The following is a 24,093-nucleotide window of genomic DNA, read 5'->3' as shown; positions in this document are numbered from 1 at the left end:
AACTTCGAACAGCCATTGAGCGGTTTTTCAGTACAACAGAGATCACGGTAATCGATGAAAATCGGCGTTTACGGCGGCACTTTCGACCCTATTCACCACGCCCACCTTCTTTTGGCTGAGTCTGCCAGAGAGCAGTGTGGACTGGATGAAGTCTGGTTTATTCCTGCTTTTCAATCCCCTTTCAAAGAAGCGGTTGCCGCTGCTACTCCCAAACAGCGGATTGAAATGCTGAGACTGGCCGTGGCTGGATTTCCGGTATTCCGGGTGATGGATCTGGAGGTAAAACGTAAAGAAGTCAGCTACACCGTTGAGACGCTCAGACAGATCGCCCAGCAGCGACCTGATGATCAGCTTTTTCTCTTGATGGGAGCGGATTCTCTTTCAGATTTCCCACGTTGGAAAGAACCAGAGGGAATTCTGAAGCTGGCGACGATCATCGCAGTCAATCGATTCGAGACGCCACCTGATCTGGAATCGATTCGATCAACTCTCGGAGAGCAGGCAGCGAGTTCCATTCAGGTTGTCTCCATGCCGGGGATCAACATCTCAGCGAGTTCGATTCGAATCCGGGTTTCTGAACAGCGGAGTATTCGCTTCCAGACACCTCGGGCGGTCGAGCAGTACATTGAACACTATCGAATGTACAGACCATCCGCCCCCGCTCAGACAACATGATTGTCTGTCAGTTGACCGACTTCGGGACTATTTCCCCTCGATCTTGAATTCGAGAGCTTCGTCGGGATAGTCGAAAATGTCGATCGCGCTGAAGTACGCGATCGTTGTCGGATCGTGCCCTTGCAAGCTGAGATGTCCAGCGTCCAGTCTCAACCCTTTGCGAGGGTTGGGATCTGGCTTCCGCGTGTCTTTCCAGTCAACTACCTGATACCCATCGACCCAGACACACATCTGGGGGCCGTAGGCAATCAGTGTAATCTCGCACCATTTGTGGTCCTCCGAGACAACTCGACGCGCTTCAACTCTCCGAAAGATCGCTCCCGTTCCTGCATTCGCCGGGGCGTTTCTGTCGTCTTCTTTGATTGAGTTGTCAATCTGTAATTCGTAGCCGTTCGAAGGAGTCGCTTCGGTCCCGGGTTCCGCGCGGAAGAAAATCCCACTATTCACTGCCGGTGCTTCCGTTCGAAATCTGGCTGTCAGTAGAAAGTTTCGATGGACACTTTCTGTCTGTAAAAAACCAGGGCCCCCGTGCACCTTGATGCAATGAGCTCCGTCGCTTGCTGGACGGTCTGGTTCCGCTGACATTTCGAAAGTCGCTTTCGAACCCGGAACAACGCTCCAGCCTGCGAGATTGTCCCTGTTGAACAGATGTTTCGTGTTGATCGGACGGATAATGACAGTGCGAAACTCGATTTTTCCGATCCGTTGCTGCAGGCCGATGAATCCGAACTTCCGCGACTCTGGATCTTGATCAACGTACTTGGTGACTTCTCTTCCTTGTATCGAAATGGTGACCGTGTCCCCAATTGCCATCACTCGCATTTCGAGCCAGTCCCCGTACCCTTTAGCGGGGCGGCTAGACTTCTCTCGTCCGACAATGCTTCCCGTGATAAACCCCTCGGGATGCGATTCGGCGATGTTGATCTCCATGCAGTCTTTCAGGAGATCCTTGGGGTTCGCATTCGTGCGAATGAAGACTCCGCTATTCGTTTTGTCAGAGGCTTTGAAGTGACAAATCAGTTCAAAATCAGCAAACGGAACTTTTGTAAGAAGCAGTCCCTCAGGTCCTTCATCTGCAGTGATTGCAGCATTTTGAACTTTCCAATTCACTTCCGGGTTGTTGCTTTGCCACCCGGTCAGAGAAGTTCCATCGAACAGACTGAGCCATCCGCCTCCTAACGCTGCGCTGGGGATCATCCCGTTTGAGACAACTGGATTGGCAGGCTCGGCGAGAATCTCCATTGAAACGGGTTGACTTCGATCGACTTCCTTTTCCTCTGGTCGACGCTGCTCGGGACTCAGCGTCAGGGTCCGTAGCATGTAATCGGAGTCCATTTCTCGCGCAGCGAGAGACTCCTCCTCCAATTGTTTTTTCACTGACGTCGGCGTTCGATCACATCCAGCAAACAGGATGAGTGCGCAAATCATGCAACTGCGTACGTAAGAGTCGAAATTCCACACGTCGCCACTCCCTAGAAAAAGTCAGGTCGTCATTCGTGACCGCGCGGGAGTCATCAGGATGCCTCTCTCAGAGATCGAATCCACTCTGCTTACCGGGCCCGCTACGAACTCAAATCAGTTTATCCCGTTTGCGTCGAATTTCGAACCTGAGACTGTCTTTGGGGGGAGTGGCGGCGAATGGTGGCAAAAAGTCGCTCGAACGCTGCGTTTATCGCCGCCGGAAGGCGGCACTCTTGTGAGAGAGGCTCCTGCGAAAAAAGGGGATGGTAAAAAAAATCCACGTCCACAGAGTTGAACTCCAGTGGACGTGGACAATTTTTCAACAAGTTACTGAGCGAAATTACTCAGCTGCATTGCGTTGCTTGAAAATGAAGTTTTCGAAGCGCCATTCCGAAGCGTTGTTCTCTTCGGTGAAGCTCTGGAACAGTTCGCCCATGAGCTCGTGGAAGCGGCTCTGCTGGATTGAGTAAAAGTTGTGCTTCCCGTCACGTCGTGGCTCGATCAGACCAGCAACACGCAGCAATGCCAAGTGGTGGCTGACTGCTGGCTGGCTTTGTCCGAGACGCTCACAGAGAGCTGAAACGTGCAGTTCTTTCTCACGGCCGAGGAAAAAGAGGATCTTCAGGCGTGTTTCGTCAGCGAGAAGCTTGAACACCTGAACGAGATCTTTTTCGAGCTTGTGAGAGAGTTCTGGAACTCGAGTTGTGGAAGTTGGTGCAACTGGAGCTTCTGTCTGGCGAAGTACTGGTTCCGACAATGGCGTAATCATTCGTATTCCTATTTTCCGGTTTGGGTGCACTCGCAAACAGCTCGCGAGTCCCCTTTGATCGAGCGTTGTGAAAAGTTGGTCTCCGTTGGAGCGGATTCAACTCATTTCTTTTGTAGTAAGGACCTGCCCTTTTTCAATATCCATTTTTGCGAATGCTTACATGCATCGTAAAGGTGTAATTTCTTATGACACCGGTGAATTCCCGAAAACGATACTGCTAATTTGCCGCTGAATGAGACAAAGAGGGCGTTTATTATTCAAATCGAAATCGGCAGGCGAAATAATTTTGTACGGGAGAATTGTGTGGGAAATCTGGGGAGGCTTCCCATTGATTCTAAAGATTGATGTCATTATCTGATATTTCGGTCAATCAATGCAACTATTTTCTCGGGGTGATTTGCGGTGCCGATTTTCGTCTTTGCTCTTTGGCAAGCTCCAACATCGCCTCGATTCGGTGTCCTTCGCCGTTCAAATGAAGATAAGCGACAGCATGGAACACCCCGGCAAAAGGTAAGACAAATAGGGTCCCAGCGATCGGGAGAAAGTATGATGCGACAAGGATGCAAAAGTACATGGAAATCAACACAGCAGATCTCCATGGGCGTTTAATTGTCATCTGAAAAGAGCGTCCGACCGCGTAAAAAAGATTCTTATTCTGATCGATCACGATGGCTGCTGCTGGCCAAGTCAGTGAGATCAACAGAATTCCCGGGACGAAACCGCAGAAGAGTCCAAGAATGCTGATCGGCCACATGATGAATCCAAGCATCAGTAGCGAGACAACCGTCTTTCTTGGTGGGAGCAATCCCTGACGAGGCCCCGTCGCTCCACGGCAAAGTGACAGGTAGTACCGTTGATTGCCCGCAGCAATGATGGCGAACGTTGGAATTGCACCGAGGAAAAAGATGACCAACGCGGCAGCGACTCCCAATTCAACTGGAGGCTGCACCAGAAATGCTACGGTCAGTGCAAGAAAGACGGCGAGAAAGAGTCCGACGGCGCCGACAATCGTGTCGATCAGCGACGCCAGCAGGCATTTGGGGAGATTCAGCGAGTAAATTTGTGAGGTGTGTGCCCAAATCTTGGCGACGGAAATGGGGGCTCTAAAATCGCTTGCCCCCTCTAGGGTTAAAGCGTCTTCAGTCGCCGAGGAGAGGTGAACTTGATCAGGATTTTCGCTGCTTTTACGAGAAATTGACGTCGTTGATTGCGGTACAAGGCCGACCGCAGGGTCGTCAGCAAACGGGACATAAATTGGTTCGCTGCAGGCGGGACACAGAATTCTCTGTCCCGCCTTTTCAGCGCCTGCCTTCAGAACGCTGTCGCAATACTTGCATTCAAATTGAATTGACAAGTTTCAGTTCACTCGATGAAAACGGGTTCACAAGGACACCAAACTAGAAGAGAATCGCGAATTCTCAGGGCGACGGACTTTCTTCTGCTGGCGTCGGCGCCTTGGTTTCTAACGTTTCTTCAGCCTTGTCAGCAGGCTGGACCCCCAACCGTTCCCGGAGCGATTTCAGGAGCTTTTCGCTGGGCTTTGCCTTTGACTCTTCGGTTTCCAGCCCTTTCTTCCAGGCGGCAACCGCTTCTTCATGTCGGTTCACTTTTTCCAGGCAATCTCCAAGGTGCTCCATCAGTGTGGAATCTTTCGTCCCCTTGTCGCTTGTGGCCTTTTCCATTTCCAGAACCGCTTCTTCATAGCGTCCCAGCTTGAAGAGAACCCATCCCAGACTGTCCTGATAGGCACGGTTGTCTGGTTCGTGGTCCAGTGCTTTCCGGATCATCTTTTCAGCACGTTCCAGATTCTTACCCTGGTCAGCGTAGAGATAACCGAGATCGTTATTTGCCTGAGCATTGTCCGGGTTTGTCACAAGCACTTCTTCAAGAATCTTTTCTCCTCGCTCCATCTCTCCTTTTTCGACATAGATATTGGAGATCTGGAACCGGCACTTCAGGACATACTCTTTATCCTGAGCGAATGTCTTCATGGATCGTTCGAAATGCGCGATCGCTTCGTCGTAGCGTTTGCCGTGAAAGAGAACCCAGCCTTCCTGGTAATTGAACATCGACTGAGTCGGCTGCTGTGCAATGGCCTGACGAATTGCTTCCAGTGCCTTGTCAGTATCGCCTTTCATGGCGTAGCCATAGCTGGCGAGATAGTGAAAGGTCGGTTTCTCACGTTGAAGTTGAACTGATCGATGTTGCATGGCTTCATCGATTACTGCCAATGCTTCGTCAAATTGCTGGGAGTCGATCAGATAGATTGCGAATTCACGATACAAAGTCGCTGGCGGATCATTTCGCATGGAAATCGCGAGTTTGTAGAAATGAGTCGCGTCTTCTTTGCGATCTGCCTCAGAAGATAGCTTGCCGAGGATGTAGGCAGAAACAAAATCCAGTTTCTCCTCACCCTCTTCTTCGGAGGTCGCCTCTAGCGTTCGCGCGTAGGCTGTCAGTCCGCTGAACGCGGCTTCGTCTTCTTCCAGTTCCTTGATTTGCTGTTCGAACTGTTCTGCCAGTTCTTTGACGTCCGGGGCCATTTGTGCTGTGGCAGCGTCGTCGTCAGCACGAGGGATTGAGGTGAACGCCTTTGTCAGCAACGGGAGGAGCTTTTCGTAGTTTTTCTGCTGACGGTAGATCGGGAGCATCCCGACGATCGCCCGCGGGTCTCCAACTTCAGGCTGCCCTTTCGTGAAGAGTTGTTCTGCTTTTGCCAGATCACCCGACTTCAAGACTTCATCTGCGAGGAAAAATCGCAAGGAGTCGTTGTGCTCATCCTTGCTCAGAAGTTCTTCGAGCTTTGGAAGGAGTTCCTGTTCGCGATTGAGTTGAGCCAGCAATTCCTTCAGAAGCTGGTAGGCTGCACGTCCGCGACTCTGCAATTGAGCGTTGAAGTAATCTTGGAGCTCTTCGAGAGCTTTTTCTGGTTGCCCGGTCTGTCTGAAAACTGTCGCGAGGTTGTAGCTGTTCTGGCCAGGGCGAGCTTCGCGGTATTTGGATGCTTCTTCAAACGCTTTGAGGGCCAGTTCCGGGTTCTCAACTTTCAGGAAAGTGTCTCCGAACTCGTCGAACATCTTCCCTTGATTGACCATCAGCTTTTCTTGCTCATCAGCTGACAATTTCCCAGAGACGCAGGCTTGGAACACCGCTTCATATTGCTCGGCAGCGAGCTTGAAATTCCCCTGAATCCGGTAGAACAGCCCGAGGTCGCGTCGAATCGCGAGAGCCTGAAATGTATTTTCTTTGTATTTGGGAAGTTCGAGAGCACTGGACAGGAGACGAATGGATTCGCTGAGCTGATCCTGGCGGGCGAGGATCGAGGCGACTGCGAGGAGAAGGGTGTAGCCCTCATCGCTTTTTTCGGCAGCTTGTAATGAGAGTTCCTGCGACCGTTGGAACTCGCGCTTCTGAAGGAGCAGGGGAATCGCCGATTGATAGGGGACGATGGCCGTTTGGTCCTGCTCGATGGACTTTAGGTAGGACTCGAGTGCTTCAGCGAGTTTTCCATTTTCCTGATGAATACGCCCAGTCATGTAGTGCGTGACAGCAGCATTTCGCGATTTAGCTGACTCGGAGATCGGTTTGAGTGGCTGAAAAGTCTTCAGCGGCTCGTCACCCGGTTGGATCGTTAACCCTTCGAGTTTGCTGGGCGGGACTGAGAGCGTCGATTCTGTTACTGGCGATTCCGCCGAATCAGGAGAAGTGGCTGAGGAGCCAGGAGTTTCAGCTGGTGTTTCGTAAGCCCAGGCTGCTCCCGCTTGCGTTCCCGCGAGGATCAAAGCGAGCCACTGAGATCGTCCCCAAAAACCGCTGAAATTGCGACGCTGGATGTTCAACTCAATCTCCCTGGATTCAATCAGGTCGTAGAATCCCAATCACCCCGACACATTGCTGCGTGAGAGGGGATTGATGTAACTCGGTTCTGTTGCTGACTTCAAATAGGCTGACAGACGGGAGGATCAGGTCATCGATCATCCCATTTTCAACTCCGAATATCATAGTGCATCGAATTGCGTCGAACCAATCCCGAATTGGAAACAGTTTCGGACGAAATTAATTCCGGTCAGACATTTTAGTTTCCGACATGTCGATCAAGCGATCCACGAGCATTTGGGGCTCTTCGGTTCCATCGATTTTGAGCTCCCGGCATTCTTCAAGATTACGAAACCATGTGTGTTGTCGTTTAGAGAATTGCCGTGTCCGGGTTTGAATTGTTTCCAGCGTCTCCTCTTTCGATGAATAGACGCCAATGAACCAGTCGATCACTTCCCGGTATCCCAAGGCTTGGCTCGCACTTTTTCCGGGAGGGGTGGGCTCTGCGAGTAAATTTCGGACTTCCTCTTCGAGTCCAGCATCGAACATTCGTACAACACGTTCATTGATCCGGTGGTGCAGCCACTCCCTTGGCGGGTGAATCCAGAAGACATTGTTCGGTCTAATTTCCACTGGAAGTGGTGTTTCCTGTTGGAGTTCTGATGGTGGGGAACCGGTCAGGGCCTGGATTTCCAGTGCCCGAATCAGTCGACGGGTGTCGTTCACATGTAGCCGGGCTGCTGTCGCTGGATCAATCTGGCGGAGTTTTTCTTGCAACCAATGCGGGGGATGCTGGCTGCTTTCCTCGATCAACTTGTTCCGGAAATCCCAATCAGCAGGGGGGCCTTCAAACACACCGCGCAATATGGACCGCAAATAAAGACCGGTTCCGCCGGCGAAAATCGGAGTGGCGTTTCTGGAGAGGATTTGGTCGCAAGCGTCGATTGCCGCTCGGAGAAACTCCGCCGTGGAATATTCCTCGCACGGGTCGACCAGATCAATGCAGTGGTGCGGTACTTCCGCCTGTTCGGTGAGTGACGGTTTTGCGGTCCCGATATCCATGCGGCGATAAATGGCCATCGAATCCATGGAGATCACTTCTCCACCAATTCTTCGCGCAAGATGGATTGCCAACGCCGATTTTCCTGAAGCGGTCGGGCCAGCGATGAACCAACTCTTCTGCAGGAACTCAAGAGGAAACTTCATAAAACTCTACAGATGTTCAAGTTGTGGTAGATTCCCTCAGGTCCTGGGGGGGACCAGCAGGAGCCAACCTGAATTACGCGAAAAGTCGGAACAGGACAGCATCATTCGCGTTTCGATTTCACAACTTTATCAAAAACAGAATCACGTGCAGGGATCCAGAGCTATGTTTTTCAAAACCTGTTCCCCACAGATTATGAAGAATTTGGAGTCGGATTGTGCCAACATCGATGAACGCCGTAGAAACCTTGACTAATCCCTCCAATCGATTGGCAAACGTCCTTCGTCAGGTTGAATCAAAATACGCTCGCACCCGAACTTTGGCTGTGATGCCAGCGTACAACGCTGCGAAGACTCTGGAACGGACGATCGCAGATATCCCATCGGGGTCGATTGATGAAATCCTCGTTGTTGATGACTGCAGCACGGATAACACGTCCGAAGTCGCCAGAAAACTTGGATTAACCGTCATTCGCCACGAGAAGAATGGCGGCTACGGCGCCAATCAGAAGACCTGCTATCAGTACGCTCTTGATAATGGCGCCGATCTCGTCGTCATGATTCACCCCGACTACCAGTACGACAGCCGCGTCGTCGGGGCGGCGTTTGAGTTCCTTCGCCTGGGGATTTGTGACGTTGTTCTCGGTTCCCGAATTCGGACTCGTCGCGAAGCTCTTCAGGGGGGAATGCCTGCCTATAAGTATTTGTGCAACCGCTTCCTGACGACAGTTGAGAATGTGGCTCTCGGCCAGAATGTCGGCGATTTCCATAGCGGATTCCGAGCCTACACGCGCCAAGTGCTCGAAACGATTCCGTTCCATCGGAATTCAAATGACTTTGTCTTCGATAGCCAGTTTTTGGCTCAGTCGGTTCATTTCGGATTTCGTATCGGCGACATCCCCGTTCCGGTCCGTTATTTCGATGAAGCGAGCAGCATCAATTTCCGACGTAGCTGCACATACGGCATGATGACCTTGAAGACCATGGCTGATTTCCATCTGCACCGCATGGGACTCAAACGCAATCCAATTTTTATGCCTCGATAATCGCTTAAAAATTGGAACCTGTGAAAATTGAAACCTGAAAAGCAACGAGCAACGCGATTCGACATCAGTCGGAGCGCGTTGCTCGCATTTGTTTCCTTAGCGGTCCTTGCATGTTCCCATCTTTTACTGATGAGCAATCGTTCCCGGTTAAATCACTGGAGGTCGGCCAAGTTGGCGGCGAACAACAGCCCATTGGCCGCAGTGCATCAGCCAGTGAGTACTTTGCATCAGGTAGATGGCTAACCCGTTGGGAGCGTAATCGACCCCGGATGGGCGATTCAGATCTTCGTCGGTGAGTTTCGCAACCGCAGCCAGTGTGGCAGCACGTTGCGATTGATACGCAGCCATCAATGTTTCTTTCGATTCGAACGCTGCTGGATCATCGATGAGTCCGGTTTCCTTCGAGTACTTCTCGGCGAATCCATCTGGCAACGCTGGCATCGTCCCTGGCGCAAAGTCTTCGATCATCCTGTTTTCACTCAGGATGAGGTGTCCCAGCTGCCAATTGATATGGTTGCTTCCTTCTGCAGGACGATGCATCATCTCTGCGTCGGTCAGATCTCCGAGATATGCTCCGCAGATCATCCCTGCGGAATTGATGGCGGTTGTGATGACTTCGTTGGGAGTCATTAGGTACCTTGCTGAGGATTGGCTGCCGTCGACGTGCGTCAACAGGATGTGAGTGTAGTTTCGATGGAAATCATCTCGTCAGAGCTGTGGGACGTCAATTCGGACGTTGTATTCAAAATCGGTGGTTCTCTCTTCGATCTTGTCGATCTTCCCCAACGAATTCTCAAGATGGCAGAAAACATCCGAGGGAATCTCTGGATCGTTACAGGCGGCGGTGGATTTGCAGATGAAGTTCGAAGATTAGATGCAATTCATGGTTGGGACGGCGATGTCTCTCACCGAATCGCGATACAGACGATGTCGCTCTCAGCAAAAATGCTAACGATCTGGGAGCCTCGATTCATGCTGGTTCATTCGCTCGAGGTCGATTCCAAACTCGAACGAATTCGCGTGCTGGATGTCGCAAGCCTGCCGGGTCTGGATGTCCTCCCGTCGCGTTGGGATGTCACCAGTGATTCCATCGCTGCATGGGTCGCGATTCAGCTCGGTGCCGAGCTCACATTGTGTAAATCAGCGGACCTTCCGGAAGAAGTTGGCGACTGGGAACGCTTGGCGGAGACCGGCTTTGTCGACCAGTATTTTCCTCAAATCGCCCCGCAGGTAAAAGCGATTCGGTGCGTGAATCTGCGATCGTTCAAATGGGCAGATTGATGGAAATTGCTGGCACTTGCTTCCTGCGTGTCCGGTTCACAGTAGAATGCAGGCTCAAGAATTTTTGGAAGCTCAGCAAATTTGAATCTCAACGTCGAGCAGGTTTGAAAACATGACGATCGAAAGACCAAGGACCTGGGGTGAACTCCGAGAATCCGGGTACCGTTCTGTTCCAGTCAAGTTGGAAATGAGACGTAATCTGATCGCACGAATGAAATCAGGTCAGCCTCTCTTTCCCGGAATTCTTGGTTACGACGAGACCGTGATTCCGCAGATCGTCAATGGGATTCTGTCTCAGCATGACATGCTCTTTCTCGGCTTGCGTGGTCAGGGGAAGACACGCATGTTGCGCATGCTGACTCAGTTTCTCGATGACGCGATTCCTGCGGTCACTGGCTCGGAAATTCATGATGATCCTGCATCTCCCCTTTCGAAATATGCCCGGGATATTCTTGCTTCACAAGGGGACGCCACACCGATCGAGTGGATCGGTCGTGATGAACGATATCACGAAAAGCTGGCGACACCAGATGTGACAATCGCTGACCTGATTGGTGAGGTCGATCTGATCAAGCATGCAGAGGGAAGGCATCTGAGCGACGAAGAAGTCATGCACTTCGGTTTGATTCCACGGAGTCATCGCGGAATCTTCTGTATGAACGAATTGCCTGACCTCTCCCCCAAGATTCAAGTCGGTCTCTTCAATGTTCTCGAAGAGAGAGACATTCAGATTCGAGGGTTCACTGTCCGGCTTCCTCTTGATCTGTGCATGGTCTTCTCCGCGAATCCTGAGGACTACACAAACCGTGGGCGGATCGTCACACCGCTAAAGGATCGTATTGGTTCCGTGGTCCGGACTCATTACCCAGAGACGCGAGCACTGGGGATTCAGATTCTCGATGACGAAGTGAAACCGGAACGGGACGGGATCGAAGTCATTGTTCCTCGGTATCTCAAAGAGACGGTCGAGGAAATCAGTCGACTCGCGCGAAGTAGCCCCCATGTGAATCAAGCCTCTGGGGTGAGCGTTCGCATGTCGATTACGAATTTGGAAGTTCTGATTTCCAATGCAGAACGCAGAGGGCTTCTCGCGAAGAAGACGTCCGTCGTTGCGAGACCGGGCGATCTCTTCTGGCTGGCTGCAAGTTCACGGGGAAAGGTGGAACTCGCCCTCTCGGAAGACTCAGGAGACGAAGATGTTCTCTTGCAGCGACTCATCGAAGAAGCCATCAAGAACATTTTCGACGAGGCTTTTTCTGCAAAGCAATTTTCCGCAGTGACAGAGTATTTGAACTCGGGGAATCGAGTGCAAATCAGCACAGACGCGACTGCAGAGGACTTATTAAAGTCTGTAGAAAAAGTCCGTGGAATCGACGAGCAGTTAGCAACCGTTGCCAAACGTCTCGATCCTGAACTTGCCGCTTCAGAGTCCGCAAGAGAATTCGAATCCACTCTGGTCGAATTCATTTTGCATAGTCTGTACGCCCATAACCGGGTGAACCGGAAGCAAGTAAATGGCAGCGTTGAATTTGTTAGCTAAGTCATCTGGCCCAGTGGAAAACGACCCTTGTTGAGAGTTCTTCAATTCCGGTTTTCAGGGAGTTGTTTCCAGTTCAGGGAATTCGCTGAGTGCCAAAAAGAACTGCCGCCGAACGACATGTTTGTTTGATCGTTCAGGCGGCAGCGTTGATCGTTGAGAGAGCGTTTTTTGAAAAACCCTTGATCGTCAGACAGTCTGAAAACGGATCGTCTTTCTTCTCCAGTGAAGCCATCCGAGACTCGCAACAACCATCCCGAAGCTACAGTTGAATCTCCACCAGGGAATCAGTCCCGCTTCCGCAACCTGAAAAGAGAGGACTGGTGGAGAGGCGACTTCTAATTTCTGAATACCATTTGCTAAATCTCTTACAAAAGTCTTTTGATCGATCAATGGAAGAGCGAATTGTTCTGGGGCGATTGTTTGATCCATCACCACTTTTGTCACTTCAAAGTGAGTTGTGGAATTCAATCCGAATTTGACGACTCCTTTGGAGGGGAACCAGAGACCGTTGTCAGTCTTAGTGAACTCGGTGCATTCCCAACGAAAATTGCTGTCATGCGAAGTGGCTTCGACGAGGCATGGCAAACCGCCGTGGTCGAGGTCGAGCCAGATTGTCGGACGAATTGTTTTGTCGACGACAAACCCAACGCATTTCGAGCCATTAATGTACTTGATCCCGTATGCTTCGACGCGTTGCTGGTCAAAAATGGAATTGAACCAGTCTGTGGTGATGAGCATCACAGGAATCATGATTCGTTGTTCCTGAGTGTCGAATCCTCTCTTCCCGCCGAACTTTGCGAGTTCAACGTGCGTGGGGGTCGCCTGGTAAGTGAGATAATTCGCGCTGTAGATCACGTCCTTGTTACGACCAGTCTCCTTCATCGGCTGGTTGAATTCGTTGTAGGTGATCGTTTTGGAAAGCTGGTGGTCCGATGAGACCCACCAGTCCTGCCAGAGATAACGAGTCTTTCGAATTTCACCTGATTCCGCGATCGCATTCGTACCCGCAGTCCAGTCGGGTGGGCAATTCCACGTGAATTCCAAGTCCAAGGTCGAGAAAGAATCCCGCCAGACTGCTAGCTGGTAGAGCGCTTCATCAATGCACTTGTCTCGTTCTGTGGCGATTACTTCGTTTGCGTAGGAGCGAGTTCCATTGAATTGAGACGCGAGGACAACTGCGATCAGTGAGATCGACCTCAGCAGAGTCACCCTGAACGATGGCCGAATTGCATGGGTAGTTTTCATCATCAATCAGTTGGGTTGTTGTGGGGAGACTGACGCGTTGTGTATGACTCCCGCAGAACCGAAGTTCGAAATTTCCCGAGGAGTCTCCATCCCCGGCGATTGGGCTCTATGGCGATTTCTGTTCCATAAAATTCAGTACAATCACTGATTCTCATTGCGAGACCACTCAAATGCCTGAAAATCGTTCAGTGGAGCTCGCGGAATGGGCAAGTTGGCGTGGAATTAGGCCGTTTGAGGACCTGGGATCGCTGGTTCTTGATGTCAGGAGCTCTACCAGAAATCGATCTCAAAATTGGGATGGACCTCTCGGTGCTGTCGTTGTGGGCAGTGGTGTCTGTTGGGTAGGCATTGTGATGAATGCTTTGACCGAATTTCTCTCCCGCCCATAACCGAAGCAGGATGGAATCGCATCGAAATTCCGAGAAACTCACTCAAAAGCAGAGGAGCACTCTGAGCTTATACGTGTGAGACCCACGCGTTTGGGGAGGAGAAGTGCCGAAAGATTCGATTGTTCCGGTCTGGTAAGTAGCGATAGTCTCGCCGATCAAAAGAGGTCGAGGCCGTGTCATGGCGTTTCGCACATTGCGGAACTGTGGAATCGCTCTCCTGTCGCTATCGATTCTGGACCCGTTTAGATAGTATGAAATTCCCCTCAGCTTGCTGAATCAGGTCCCGCTTCGTTTCCGGAACTACTTTCAATTCAACTCTTTGAGGAGATTGAATGTGTCGGATTTCGAATTTTGAACTCGATCCTGCAAGGTTGGGTGTGTCGCAACGACCTCATCGATCCTGACTGAAGTCGTTTTCCGGATTCTGTGATGGTGAAAGACCGTCAGGAAGCAATCGGATGGCACACTAAAAGTTCTGTTTGCACGGAGTTGGAAGAATGCCTTTGGAGAGCATCAGTCGTACCTGTTTCAAGTTGATTCACGGGAAAAATCTCGTGTACAACCAGTGCTGGGAAGATCCGCGACTGGATCGTGTCGCGCTGGAATTGACTCCAAAAGACGATGTACTGGTCATTACCAGTGCTGGGTGCAATGCGCTCGATTACGCACTCGCAGGTGCGAACCACGTGTACGCGGTCGACATGAACTACCGACAGAACGCGGTCCTCGAGTTGAAGAAGGCGGGGATCCAGGGACTGGAATACGATCAGTTCTTTTCGCTGTTCGGTAAAGGAAAACTCCCTGAGTGGAATTCAGTCTATCATCAGAAGATTCGTCCGCATCTGCCGGCAGATGCGCAGGAGTTCTGGGATCTGAATGGAAAGTTCTTCAAAGGAAAAGGACGCCGTAACAGCTACTATTTCCGCGGAACTTCCGGCCTTTTTGCCTGGATTGTCAACGGCTACATCAATCGGGTTGCTCGCATTCGTGGACCGATCAACGAGATCCTGGACGCGAAAACACTCGAAGAACAGCAAGAGATTTTCAAGAAGGCACGGTTGAAGGAATCGCTCTTCCGGCCGCTCGTGCAGTGGTTACTCCGTCGCGACACGACGATGGCACTTCTGGGAGTTCCTCGCAGCCAGCGTCAGCAACTTGATCGCGAATATCCGGGCGGAATCGCTCAGTTCATCATCGACAGCATCGAGACGGTGTTTGCGAAATTGCCGTTGTCCGATAACTACTTCTGGCGAGTCTATCTGACTGGCGAATACACAGAGCAGTGTTGCCCCGAATATCTGAAGCGAGAGAATTTCGAAGCGCTCAAAAACGGTGTGGCTGCTAAGGTGACGACACACACCAATTCTGCTTTGGGATTCCTTGAGAGTCACCCGACGAAGATCTCGCGGTTCATTCTGCTCGACCACATGGACTGGCTTTACAGCAATTACCGTGAAGTGCTCAACGCTGAGTGGCAGGGGATCGTGGATCGTGCATCCGCAGATGCCCGCGTCCTGTGGCGCAGCGCCAGCTTACATTGCGATTTCGTCGATCCGATCGAAGTGACCGTGAATGGTCAGAAAAAGAAAATGGGCGAGTTGCTTACTTACAACAAGCAACTTGCAGATGAACTTCATCAGATCGACCGCGTGCACACTTACGGCAGCTTCTACATTGCTGACCTGAGAGTATAATTGTCCGCGTTGCTTGCGTGTTGACGGGACTGTCTCTCAGTGTTGAGGGACGCTTTGACTGCTGAAATCTGGAATTGAACTGTGGCTGTCGTCAACGATCTGAAAACGCTCTGGCATCTGGTGGTTCACAAGAACAAAGGGAACACCCACCAGGAACGGCTTGAAAGTTTTTATTCCGGTCAGGCAACTGGCTACGATGAGTTTCGTCGTCGCCTGTTGCATGGTCGTGATGAAATGATTCAGCAGATTCCAGTTCCACAAGGGGGAGTCTGGATCGACCTCGGGGCTGGAACCGGAGAGAACGCGGAGCGCATCGGCGGTTCGATCAATCAGCTGTCGAAGATGTACCTGATCGACCTGTCAACATCGTTGCTCGATCGGGCAAAAGCTCGCGTTGATGCACATGGCTGGAACAACGTCTTTCCGGTTCACCACGATGCAACGACATTTCGGCCGGAAGAAGGTTTGGTCGATGTCGTGACGTTCTCTTACTCGCTCACAATGATTCCGGATTGGTTCCGGGCGATCGATCATGCCTATTCGCTGCTTAAACCCGGTGGGACGATTGGAGTTGTTGACTTCTTTGTCGCCCGGAAATATCCAGGCGAACAGAACGTGAAGCATCCGTGGTCAACCCGCACTTTTTGGCCAACTTGGTTCGGGGCAGACAATGTTTTCCTCAGCCCGGATCACATTCCGTATTTGCTCAATAAATTCGAGACGGTTCAACTCGAAGAGCGACGCGGCAAAGTCCCGTATCTCCCGTTGATCCGTGCCCCTCATTATTACTTCATCGGCCGGAAGCCTGCATAAGTAGGGGTTCACGATGTGCGAACCCCAATCACTCGTGCAATTACAACGGCTATCGATGAGTGCTTCAATCGCTGGTAATTGAAGCCAGAGGTTTATCGGGACCGCCGTGTCGTGAATGAATGACGCGGCAGTGTTTGACGGTCTGGCTATCTCAATTTCAGCAGGTGCAACCGCAATAGGTTCAACGCGGTTTTCATCGCGCGGTTCTTGGTGATCGCAGGATTGCCGCTCCACCGGAGTTCCTGATGAGCAATCACTTCACCGGGGCCTAATGCTCCGATCGGAATGATGGAAACTGGATGGCTGTCCGCATCGGGGGCAATCACTTCTGCGCCGACATAGATCACAAAATCGGATCCGGTCATGAGTCGATAGTTCTCTCCGATCTGGCCTGGCACCTGAGTCATGCTGGGGAGCACCATTCCCCCTCGGTAGCAACTTGCTCCGCCCGGAACTTGCGAAAGGTGTTCAGCCAGGAGTCCACTAGTGCCGCATTCGACGGTACACACGGTGAGATTTGATTCATTGAGCTGACGAACAATGATGTCTTCGAGCCCTTCGTCTTCGATTCCGTAGGCATAGTCGCCAATCCGTTCACGAATCTGCAGTTCCGTCTGCCGAATTTTTTGCAGGCAGGTCGCTTCATCTGGACCTGAAGCGTTGATTCGCAGAGTGATTGTGGCATCGTGCGCAGTGATTCCAACGTCCGGATCATGCCCGCGCGCTGTCAGGTCACCGAGCAGTTCTTCCACCGCAGACTCGCCGAGTCCAAAGCAGTTAATCCGGGCTCGCCGCATGACTGCTTCGCCTCCCTTGAGTCGCGGGCGAACCTGTTCGAAATACATTTTTCGCATTTCACTGGGGACACCGGGCATTGCTGCCAGATAACAGGGCTCTCGACCCTCACGCGGTACTTCCATCCAGATTCCTGGAGCGGTCCCGATTGGATTCAAAAGTGGAATTGAGCCTTCGGGAAACATCGCCTGAAATCGGTTTCGCGACGGCATTTCCCGTCCACGATTCTGGAAGAATTTTTCAATTGTCTTCAGTGATGATTCATCGATTTCCAGTTTCACACCGAAGGCGGCAGCCATCGCTTCCCGGGTCAGATCGTCGAGCGTTGGTCCCAGTCCTCCGGTGATCAGAACAAGATCAACGCGACCGGATGCGATTTTCAACGCCTGAACGTTCGCCTCCATCTCATCCGCAACAGTGGTGTGAAAGAGTGTCGAAATACCCAGATCGACGAGTTGGGAACTGAGCCACTGGCTGTTCGTATCCAGCTTGGCACCAGAGGTAAATTCGGTACCGATAGAGATGATTTCTGCTTGCAACATTTGACACCGTCGGAGTCTACGTCGATCTGTACGTCATGCTGAGATCACCCGGATCATGCCGACAAACAGCCTCGTCTTTGTCTACGATCTACGAATCTCAGAGCAACACGGTAGAGCAATCTCGCGATGGACGCCATAATTCCGCGAGTTCGCTTTGTTAGCCCCCAATTGCTACGATTACGTCCTCGCCGGAACCTCCCGAATGATTGGGACTTCCGACAAATACAACTGATGGCTACGTAATCAAGGTAGTCCGAGTTCTGAGAAGGAAAGCAAGATGGCAGAACGAGTTATTATTATTGGATCAGGTCCTGCCGGTTGGGCCTCCGCCATTTACGCTGCTCGCGCCAGTCTTGAACCGCTTGTTATTGAAGGTGAAATGACTCAGGAGAACTGGGATTTGGGACGTCCCCCTCTTGGGCAGCTTGCCATTACAACTGAGGTGGAAAACTACCCCGGCTTCCCACATGGGAATGTTGAGCAGTATCTCGACAACGCTCTTCCGAAAGAGCGTCGCGAGTTGATGGGCCCACACAAGGGAGAAGGGGTCAGCGGACCAGAGTTGATGGAATTGATGCGACAACAGGCCGTCAATTTCGGGACACGCACCCTACTGGAAGATGTCGTCGAAGTCGATTTCTCTGTTCGCCCGTTCAAACTGACCACCAGCGGCGGTCAAAAGTTTGAGGCTCATTCAGTCATTATCGCGACTGGAGCCCGAGCGAACTATCTGGGCCTCGAATCTGAGAAGCAATACAAGAACGCCGGTGTCTCAGCCTGTGCAGTCTGCGATGGTGCATTGCCTCGCTTCCGCAACCAACCGTTGGTGGTTGTTGGGGGTGGAGACAGCGCAATGGAAGAGTCCGATTATCTCGCGAAGTTCGGTTCAAAAGTTTACATCGTCCACCGCCGCGACTCGTTCCGCGCCAGTAAAATCATGGCAGAGCGAGCCATCAACAATCCCAAGATTGAAGTCAAATGGAACTCGGAAGTCGACGAAGTTCTGGGGACTGATGAGAAGGGGGTCACCAAAGTTCGGATTCGCAGCACGGTCGATCCATCCAAAACGGAAGAACTCGACGTCACTGGGTATTTCTGTGCGATCGGTCACACACCGAACACAGAATTCCTAAAAGGGCAGTTGGAAACCAACGAGAAGGGTTACATCAAGTGGACCGTTCCGTTCCGCACGAATACCAGTGTGGAAGGGGTCTTCGCTGCCGGGGACGTTGCAGACGACAATTATCGTCAGGCAATTACCGCAGCGGGATCAGGTTGCCAGGCAGCCCTCGACTGCGAACGGTGGTTGTCACTCCAGCAGATCCACTGAGACGCTCCTGTTCGCAGGAGTGATGCTCACGTCCAGTCTATTCGCCATTCAGCTGAGTTGTGTTTCGCTTACGCAACTCAGCTATTTTTCAAAGATGAATTTACAACTCATGCCGTTGAACGACTTTAGCCCTGAAATGAAGCTGGCCCAATCCGCTGCATTAGAAGCAGGGGCACTTCTGCTGAAGTATCAGAAGGAAGGATTCACGATTCGGGAGAAGGGGGCGAGTGATCTCGTTTCTGAAGCGGATGTGAATGCTGAGCAGTTAATCATCCAGAGAATCCATGCCCAGTTTCCGGGGCATGCGATCCTCGCTGAAGAATCCCAGACGCAGTTGTCCGGAGAGACTGTTCCGGAGCACCTCTGGATTATCGATCCACTCGACGGAACCACAAATTTCGCACATGGAATCCCTCATTTCGCCGTCTCAATCGGCTACTATCGGCATGGGGTTGCTGAGTGCGGAGTCGTCTTTAATCCTGCCAGAAACGACCTGTACGTTGCAGCCAAAGGGGCCGGCGCGTTTTATGGCGAGACGAAACTGCAAGTTGGCTCACAGTCGTCGATCAAGGATTGCTTGATTGGACTCGGTTTTTATTACGACCGAGGAGCGATGATGGAGGCGACGCTCGCGACGATTCACCAACTCTTCCAGAACGGCATTCATGGAGTTCGCCGTTTTGGAACCGCCTCGCTCGACCTCGCCCACGTCGCGCGAGGGTTCTATGGCGCGTATTTTGAATATCAATTGCAACCTTGGGATTTCGCTGCAGGGCGCTTGCTCGTCGAAGAAGCGGGTGGCCGGGTGACGGATGCAAGAGGGGACGAGATTCCGTTCAGGAAAAGTTCAATCCTCGCTTCCAATGGGACCGTTCACCAGCAAATGCAAACGATCATCCACGAAACGGCCAGCCGAATCTGGGAGCATTGATCAGAACAGGCCAAGGGCGGATTCACTGCGAGCGGGTGCTCAATGAACCGCGATTTGAATTTTAGTTTGCTTTCAGAGTCTGCACAGGCAATGGACTGCCGTCGGCTTGTTTCTCTTTGCCGTGGATTGTCGAAGTTCAGACATGTCAGAAAATCAACGAGTGCTGGTTATGGTCTGCACCTATAACGAGCGCGAAAATCTCAAGTCTCTGATTCCGGAAATTTTTTCCAGAACTCCGAAAGCCGATCTTCTTGTGATCGATGACAACTCGCCAGATGGGACCGGACAGTACGTCGATGAGTTGAGGCTGACGAATCCGAAGATTCACGTCCTGCATCGCCCAGGCAAACTTGGTCTCGGAACAGCCACGGTTGCTGGTTTCAATTATGCGATTCAGAATGGTTATGATTCTTTGATCAATCTGGATGCCGACTGGTCTCATCCCCCCAGATTTATCCCGGACATCATTGCTCCGTCCTCGCAGTACGATGTGGTCATTGGGTCTCGGTACGTATCCGGAGGTTCAGTTACGAACTGGGGGATTTCTCGTCAACTCATGAGTCAGGCTCTGAATGTTTATGCCCGCGCGATGCTTGGTCTGAAGACGCGGGACAACAGTGGGAGTTATCGGTGTTACCGTGTTTCAAAGCTGGCTGAGATTGATTGGTCGAAAACTCGTGCCAGTGGATATGCCATCGAGGAAGAGATTCTGTTTCGTCTGAAGAGGAGTGGAGCCACCATGACAGAGGTTCCTATTTCCTATGAGGAACGGAAACATGGTGAGACAAAACTGAACTGGAAAGAAGCGGTCTCCGCCGGTTGGGTGCTGCTGCAACTCCGATTGCGGGGATGACGAAGTTTTTGCTGTGATGCAACAGCGGTTCTCCTTACTGGCAGAATTCGATTTTCCTGCGAGCGAATTCCAGTCGGTGAGCCCCGTTCCTTTCTTCAGCGGCCGTTCCATTCTACAATTTCAATGAATGGGGAATCACCAAGTCTGAAGTTCTGATTCGATCGCAGTTGAGTATTTTCAGACCTGTTTGAAACCTCGCAGACCGAACATTGAAGGAACAGGCATGGCCAGTGAAGTGGAACTCCTTGATGCACTCAAGCAGGTGATCGACCCTGAATTGATGGTCAACATTGTTGATCTGGGGCTCGTTTACGAAGTCTGTCAGGAAGAGGACGGGAACGTCAAAGTTCAGATGACCCTCACCAGCCCTGCTTGTCCTGCCGGCCCTCAAATTATTCAGCAGGCCAAAAAAGCATTGGAAGATCTCTCTGATGTCGAGACAGCAGATATCAAACTCGTGATGTCTCCTCCCTGGACTCCTGAACGCATGACGGAAGAAGCCCGAGATCAGCTCGGAATTTTCTAAATCTCACGATTGATTAAATTGCGAGTCTGCAATGCGCGGGAACACTGCAGAAATGAGAATCACCACAATCTGACTGGAGCAATTGCCCCTCAAAGCTGTTGTTCTCAACGTATCAGATTGCCACTGTTTTGACTCCCTCCTCAATTTCAGTTGCGTATGGAAACCATGACTATGAAATTATTGAACCTGTCAATTCTGGCACTGTTAATGACCGCTTCCGCATGTGTTGCGGAGTCATCCAACGTACAGACTCAAAATGATCCTGTAATTCCAGTGTCAGAGGAAGTCGCCTTCCAAGCTGACGCAAACAACAATACGGAGAAGCTTGCTGTGTACAAAGTCAAATTCGAAACCACCAAGGGTGATGTCATCATCGAAGTTCACCCAGAGTGGGCTCCACTGGGTGCTGCTCAATTCAAAAAGGCTGTCGAAGCTGGTGTCTACAACGACGCCAAGTTCTTCCGCGTTGTTCCAGGGTTTATGGTTCAGTTCGGTATCCCTGCTGACCCAGCAGAAGCTGCAAAATGGCGGGATGCAAAGATCAAAGACGACAAAGTGACCAAGTCCAACACCAAGGGCTACATCACTTTTGCAACATCTGGTCCGAACTCGCGAACGACTCAGGTCTTCATCAACTACGGCAACAATAACTTCCTCGACAGCCAGGGATTTGCTCCATTCGGCCAAGTCGTCGAAGGGATGGATTTGGTTGAAGCCATCAATTCCGAATCAGGTGAACGCCCAAATCAGGGGTTAATTCAGACTCAGGGGAATGAGTACCTCAACAAGACATTCCCCAATCTGGACGGCATCATCAAAGCGTCCATTATCGCTGAGTAATTACAGTGCCGCATGAGATCAGGAGGAGTCATTCGAACGGCTCCTCCTGCTTTATTCTCTGTAGATGTTTGTTCTGTAAGCGATGATCTTTTACAGACACAGCAGATCCTCTTCACGACTTCTGCTCTCTCTTTGCCTCCTGCCCTTGATGCGACGCTATGGCCACAGCAACATCTCATTCCAAACTGGCAGCGACTTTTGTAGACGATTTACCACGGGCTCACTGGCATGATCAGTCGCTGTGGTTTGTTCGCGCCAAACGTGACAAAGCGGCATCAACTCTCCCGGAGTGGGAAGACCTTCGCGCAAAAGCGTCGGAAATTAAGCAATACACAATGGCGAATCTGGCGGACTTGCTCGAGCAGTTCGAAAAGAACGCCAGCGCCCGTGGTGTGCATGTTCACTGGGCCAAGGATGCCGCTGAACATAACCGGATCGTGCTCGAGATTCTTCAGAAGCATCAGGTGAAAAAGCTTGTCAAAAGCAAGTCCATGCTGACAGAAGAATGTCATCTGAATCCGCACTTACAGGCCAATGGGATTGAGGTGGTCGACACCGATCTGGGCGAGTGGATTGTCCAGCTTCGTAACGAACCCCCCAGTCATATCGTCATGCCGGCGATCCACACAAAGCGTGAGGAAATCGGCGAACTCTTCCATGAGAAGATCGGAACTGAGAAGGGCGCGACAGATCCTCAATACCTTGTTGAAGCTGCGAGAAATGAGCTTCGCCAGAAGTTTCTCGCCGCTGATGCGGGTATTACTGGTGTCAACTTTGCAATCGCCGAAACGGGCGGGTTCGTCGTCTGCACCAATGAAGGGAACGCAGACTTGGGAACGGCGCTTCCCAGGCTGCACATTGCGTGCATGGGGATCGAGAAACTGATCCCTCGTAGCAAAGATCTTGGGGTCTTTTTGCGACTTTTGGGTCGATCCGCCACCGGCCAACCGATTACAGCCTATTCGACTCACTTCCATGGTCCTCGCGATGCAAATACCGAGATGCATATCGTTCTGGTGGACAATGGACGCAGCAAAATTCTAGGAAGCCCGGAGTTCAAAAACTCCCTGAAGTGCATCCGATGCGGCGCTTGTATGAATACGTGCCCGGTCTATCGTCGCAGTGGAGGCCATAGCTATAACGCGACCGTCCCCGGACCAATTGGCTCGATCCTCTCGCCTGTGACGAATCCAGAGAAGAGTTCAACGCTTCCTTATGCCTGTTCATTGTGCGGTTCGTGTTCGGATGTCTGCCCTGTCAAAATCAATTTGCACGAGCAGCTTTACACACTCCGTGAAAAAATCGCGACGATGAAACTGCTTCCAGCGACAAAACGTTGGAGCATGAAGGCTGCTGGGTTTGTGTTAGGTCGAAAATGGCTTTACACACTCGCAGGAAGCATTGGACGGTTCGCACTGAAAATCACACCACGATTCCTTGTGTATTCGAAGCTGAACGATTGGGGACGCCAGCGAGAACTTCCGACGCCGCCGTCGAAGAGTTTCCGGCAGCAGTTCCGCGACCGCTCAAAGTAGAGGGCGATCATCATGAAACGGCCGCGTTGTCAGTGAAGTCATATTCGCTGACAACGCGGCCGTTTTTGTTGTATAGCGTGATCGGCCTTGCTTCCCCGGCAGCACTCAGGGGACTGACGACTGCGAACTGGTCGCAAGGGAACGATTTTTTGAGTCAACTGGATTTGTACGCCGACAAAAAATCCCCGTGACAGCGAAAACTGGCACGGGGATTTTAGTTGAGTTCAACGCGAAGAGATGAATTCTCGCGATGAGAGATCACACTCAAAAGAGTGATCAACTCAAATTAGTTGGCGCTTCCAGCTTCTGGAGCAGCAGCTTCTGGTGCTGCAGCTGGAGCTTCTGCGTTAGCAGCTGGTGCAGCTGCTTCTGGTGCTGCTGCTGGTGCGACAGTTTCAGCTGGCTTTGCTGGCTCAGCAGGCTTTGGTGGCTCGCAGCCAACAGCAACCAATAATGCAACAGCGCTGAACAGTGTGCACAGATTCTTCATTTCGCTTCTCCGCGGTTGAGAGTTTTGAGAAGGGAGCGAGGAACAAAGAGAGATCTCCCTCCGCAACCCTACCTGTTAACCCTACAGATCCCATGGGACCATCGCTTATTCCCTGAATTCCCCTGAAATGGCAAAAATCGCTGTAAAAACAAAGTTTCGACAGATTTCGCCGGTACAGACTTTTTCGAATACAAAAAATAGTCAATTTGGGAAGAATGTTTTGTCGCGTTTTGATGCGTAGAAGCGTTTCAACCCACAAAACTTACCTAGATCGCATTTCCGTTCAATTCATTACCGTCCGCAAACCGATTCCAAAGAT

Annotated in this window: 21 protein-coding genes; 12 read left to right on the top strand and 9 right to left on the bottom strand. The window is 51.4% G+C overall.

Annotated elements, in window-relative coordinates; translation table 11 throughout:
* The first annotated feature begins 54 nt into the window (after positions 1-54).
* Entirely contained in the window at positions 55-675 is a 621-nt protein-coding gene (gene nadD / locus SH668x_RS14310) for a nicotinate-nucleotide adenylyltransferase (protein WP_437185746.1), read from the top strand.
* 27 nt (positions 676-702) lie between these two features.
* On the opposite strand, the gene SH668x_RS14305 is transcribed toward nadD, so the two are convergent.
* From SH668x_RS14305 to miaA, 5 genes are all read right to left on the bottom strand, one after another.
* Positions 703-2,052 (bottom strand): 3-keto-disaccharide hydrolase, encoded by a 1,350-nt coding sequence (locus tag SH668x_RS14305; protein ID WP_437185745.1) that lies wholly within the window; start codon positions 2,050-2,052, stop codon positions 703-705.
* A gap of 424 nt (positions 2,053-2,476) precedes the next feature.
* Positions 2,477-2,905, bottom strand: coding sequence for an ArsR/SmtB family transcription factor (locus tag SH668x_RS14300; protein ID WP_437185744.1), 429 nt, complete (start codon positions 2,903-2,905; stop codon positions 2,477-2,479).
* 379 nt (positions 2,906-3,284) lie between these two features.
* The gene (locus tag SH668x_RS14295) at positions 3,285-4,259 is read right to left on the bottom strand and encodes a hypothetical protein (RefSeq protein WP_437185743.1); all 975 of its coding nucleotides are present in this window, start codon (positions 4,257-4,259) and stop codon (positions 3,285-3,287) included.
* 64 nt (positions 4,260-4,323) lie between these two features.
* Positions 4,324-6,744, bottom strand: a complete 2,421-nt coding sequence (locus tag SH668x_RS14290; RefSeq protein ID WP_437185742.1) for a tetratricopeptide repeat protein — start codon at positions 6,742-6,744, stop codon at positions 4,324-4,326.
* 217 nt (positions 6,745-6,961) lie between these two features.
* Positions 6,962-7,927 carry a tRNA (adenosine(37)-N6)-dimethylallyltransferase MiaA gene (miaA, locus tag SH668x_RS14285; protein WP_437185741.1) on the bottom strand — a complete coding sequence of 322 codons (966 nt, stop codon included), beginning with the start codon at positions 7,925-7,927 and terminating at the stop codon, positions 6,962-6,964.
* 326 nt (positions 7,928-8,253) lie between these two features.
* Here miaA and SH668x_RS14280 point away from each other — a divergent pair, with 326 nt between their 5' ends.
* Positions 8,254-8,970 (top strand): glycosyltransferase family 2 protein, encoded by a 717-nt coding sequence (locus SH668x_RS14280; protein WP_437188561.1) that lies wholly within the window; start codon positions 8,254-8,256, stop codon positions 8,968-8,970.
* 147 nt (positions 8,971-9,117) lie between these two features.
* On the opposite strand, the gene SH668x_RS14275 is transcribed toward SH668x_RS14280, so the two are convergent.
* Positions 9,118-9,600 carry a DinB family protein gene (locus tag SH668x_RS14275; RefSeq protein WP_437185740.1) on the bottom strand — a complete coding sequence of 161 codons (483 nt, stop codon included), beginning with the start codon at positions 9,598-9,600 and terminating at the stop codon, positions 9,118-9,120.
* Positions 9,601-9,663: 63 nt separating this feature from the next.
* On the opposite strand from SH668x_RS14275, the gene SH668x_RS14270 reads away from it, so the two are divergent.
* Positions 9,664-10,251, top strand: a complete 588-nt coding sequence (locus SH668x_RS14270) for a uridylate kinase (protein WP_437185739.1) — start codon at positions 9,664-9,666, stop codon at positions 10,249-10,251.
* A 211-nt stretch (positions 10,252-10,462) separates the two neighbouring features.
* Positions 10,463-11,791, top strand: a complete 1,329-nt coding sequence (locus SH668x_RS14265; RefSeq protein ID WP_437185738.1) for an AAA family ATPase — start codon at positions 10,463-10,465, stop codon at positions 11,789-11,791.
* 186 nt (positions 11,792-11,977) lie between these two features.
* Here the strand turns inward: SH668x_RS14265 and SH668x_RS14260 are convergent, their stop codons facing one another.
* Entirely contained in the window at positions 11,978-13,039 is a 1,062-nt protein-coding gene (locus SH668x_RS14260; protein WP_437185737.1) for a hypothetical protein, read from the bottom strand.
* Positions 13,040-13,922: 883 nt separating this feature from the next.
* Between SH668x_RS14260 and SH668x_RS14255 the strand changes: the two genes are divergently transcribed.
* The gene (locus tag SH668x_RS14255; RefSeq protein ID WP_437185736.1) at positions 13,923-15,119 is read left to right on the top strand and encodes a DUF3419 family protein; all 1,197 of its coding nucleotides are present in this window, start codon (positions 13,923-13,925) and stop codon (positions 15,117-15,119) included.
* Between the two features lie 81 nt (positions 15,120-15,200).
* Positions 15,201-15,932: a class I SAM-dependent methyltransferase gene (locus SH668x_RS14250; RefSeq protein WP_437185735.1), complete on the top strand. Its 732-nt coding sequence runs from the start codon at positions 15,201-15,203 to the stop codon at positions 15,930-15,932.
* A gap of 146 nt (positions 15,933-16,078) precedes the next feature.
* Here the strand turns inward: SH668x_RS14250 and SH668x_RS14245 are convergent, their stop codons facing one another.
* Positions 16,079-17,269 carry a CinA family nicotinamide mononucleotide deamidase-related protein gene (locus SH668x_RS14245; RefSeq protein WP_437185734.1) on the bottom strand — a complete coding sequence of 397 codons (1,191 nt, stop codon included), beginning with the start codon at positions 17,267-17,269 and terminating at the stop codon, positions 16,079-16,081.
* Between the two features lie 277 nt (positions 17,270-17,546).
* Between SH668x_RS14245 and SH668x_RS14240 the strand changes: the two genes are divergently transcribed.
* From SH668x_RS14240 to SH668x_RS14215, 6 genes are all read left to right on the top strand, one after another.
* Complete coding sequence (locus SH668x_RS14240; protein WP_437185733.1) at positions 17,547-18,599, top strand: thioredoxin-disulfide reductase; 1,053 nt, start codon at positions 17,547-17,549, stop codon at positions 18,597-18,599.
* A gap of 109 nt (positions 18,600-18,708) precedes the next feature.
* The gene (locus tag SH668x_RS14235) at positions 18,709-19,530 is read left to right on the top strand and encodes an inositol monophosphatase family protein (protein ID WP_437185732.1); all 822 of its coding nucleotides are present in this window, start codon (positions 18,709-18,711) and stop codon (positions 19,528-19,530) included.
* A 142-nt stretch (positions 19,531-19,672) separates the two neighbouring features.
* Complete coding sequence (locus SH668x_RS14230; protein WP_437185731.1) at positions 19,673-20,383, top strand: polyprenol monophosphomannose synthase; 711 nt, start codon at positions 19,673-19,675, stop codon at positions 20,381-20,383.
* Positions 20,384-20,606: 223 nt separating this feature from the next.
* On the top strand, positions 20,607-20,909 hold the full coding sequence (locus SH668x_RS14225) for a metal-sulfur cluster assembly factor (protein ID WP_437185730.1): 303 nt from the start codon (positions 20,607-20,609) through the stop codon (positions 20,907-20,909).
* A 171-nt stretch (positions 20,910-21,080) separates the two neighbouring features.
* A complete protein-coding gene (locus SH668x_RS14220) occupies positions 21,081-21,749 on the top strand; it encodes a peptidylprolyl isomerase (protein ID WP_437185729.1) in 669 nt (222 codons plus the stop codon).
* Positions 21,750-21,907: 158 nt separating this feature from the next.
* A complete protein-coding gene (locus tag SH668x_RS14215) occupies positions 21,908-23,284 on the top strand; it encodes a LutB/LldF family L-lactate oxidation iron-sulfur protein (protein WP_437185728.1) in 1,377 nt (458 codons plus the stop codon).
* A gap of 286 nt (positions 23,285-23,570) precedes the next feature.
* On the opposite strand, the gene SH668x_RS14210 is transcribed toward SH668x_RS14215, so the two are convergent.
* The gene (locus SH668x_RS14210) at positions 23,571-23,774 is read right to left on the bottom strand and encodes a hypothetical protein (protein WP_437185727.1); all 204 of its coding nucleotides are present in this window, start codon (positions 23,772-23,774) and stop codon (positions 23,571-23,573) included.
* Positions 23,775-24,093: the final 319 nt, after the last annotated feature.

The organism is Planctomicrobium mucosum (assembly GCF_051466335.1).
GTDB lineage: Bacteria > Planctomycetota > Planctomycetia > Planctomycetales > Planctomycetaceae > Planctomicrobium.
This window is presented reverse-complemented; position numbering and strand designations above follow the sequence as displayed.

Bases quoted from the DNA above. Each gene is read 5' to 3' on its own strand.
- SH668x_RS14210 (WP_437185727.1), bottom strand. From the start codon at position 23,774: ATGAAGAATCTGTGCACACTGTTCAGCGCTGTTGCATTATTGGTTGCT.
- SH668x_RS14225 (WP_437185730.1), top strand. From the start codon at position 20,607: ATGGCCAGTGAAGTGGAACTCCTTGATGCACTCAAGCAGGTGATCGAC.
- SH668x_RS14280 (WP_437188561.1), top strand. From the start codon at position 8,254: ATGCCAGCGTACAACGCTGCGAAGACTCTGGAACGGACGATCGCAGAT.
- SH668x_RS14230 (WP_437185731.1), top strand. From the start codon at position 19,673: ATGTCAGAAAATCAACGAGTGCTGGTTATGGTCTGCACCTATAACGAG.
- SH668x_RS14270 (WP_437185739.1), top strand. From the start codon at position 9,664: ATGGAAATCATCTCGTCAGAGCTGTGGGACGTCAATTCGGACGTTGTA.
- SH668x_RS14300 (WP_437185744.1), bottom strand. From the start codon at position 2,905: ATGATTACGCCATTGTCGGAACCAGTACTTCGCCAGACAGAAGCTCCA.
- SH668x_RS14235 (WP_437185732.1), top strand. From the start codon at position 18,709: ATGCCGTTGAACGACTTTAGCCCTGAAATGAAGCTGGCCCAATCCGCT.
- SH668x_RS14215 (WP_437185728.1), top strand. From the start codon at position 21,908: ATGGCCACAGCAACATCTCATTCCAAACTGGCAGCGACTTTTGTAGAC.
- SH668x_RS14260 (WP_437185737.1), bottom strand. From the start codon at position 13,039: ATGATGAAAACTACCCATGCAATTCGGCCATCGTTCAGGGTGACTCTG.
- SH668x_RS14220 (WP_437185729.1), top strand. From the start codon at position 21,081: ATGAAATTATTGAACCTGTCAATTCTGGCACTGTTAATGACCGCTTCC.
- nadD (WP_437185746.1), top strand. From the start codon at position 55: ATGAAAATCGGCGTTTACGGCGGCACTTTCGACCCTATTCACCACGCC.
- SH668x_RS14240 (WP_437185733.1), top strand. From the start codon at position 17,547: ATGGCAGAACGAGTTATTATTATTGGATCAGGTCCTGCCGGTTGGGCC.
- SH668x_RS14275 (WP_437185740.1), bottom strand. From the start codon at position 9,600: ATGACTCCCAACGAAGTCATCACAACCGCCATCAATTCCGCAGGGATG.
- miaA (WP_437185741.1), bottom strand. From the start codon at position 7,927: ATGAAGTTTCCTCTTGAGTTCCTGCAGAAGAGTTGGTTCATCGCTGGC.
- SH668x_RS14255 (WP_437185736.1), top strand. From the start codon at position 13,923: ATGCCTTTGGAGAGCATCAGTCGTACCTGTTTCAAGTTGATTCACGGG.
- SH668x_RS14265 (WP_437185738.1), top strand. From the start codon at position 10,463: ATGAAATCAGGTCAGCCTCTCTTTCCCGGAATTCTTGGTTACGACGAG.
- SH668x_RS14245 (WP_437185734.1), bottom strand. From the start codon at position 17,269: ATGTTGCAAGCAGAAATCATCTCTATCGGTACCGAATTTACCTCTGGT.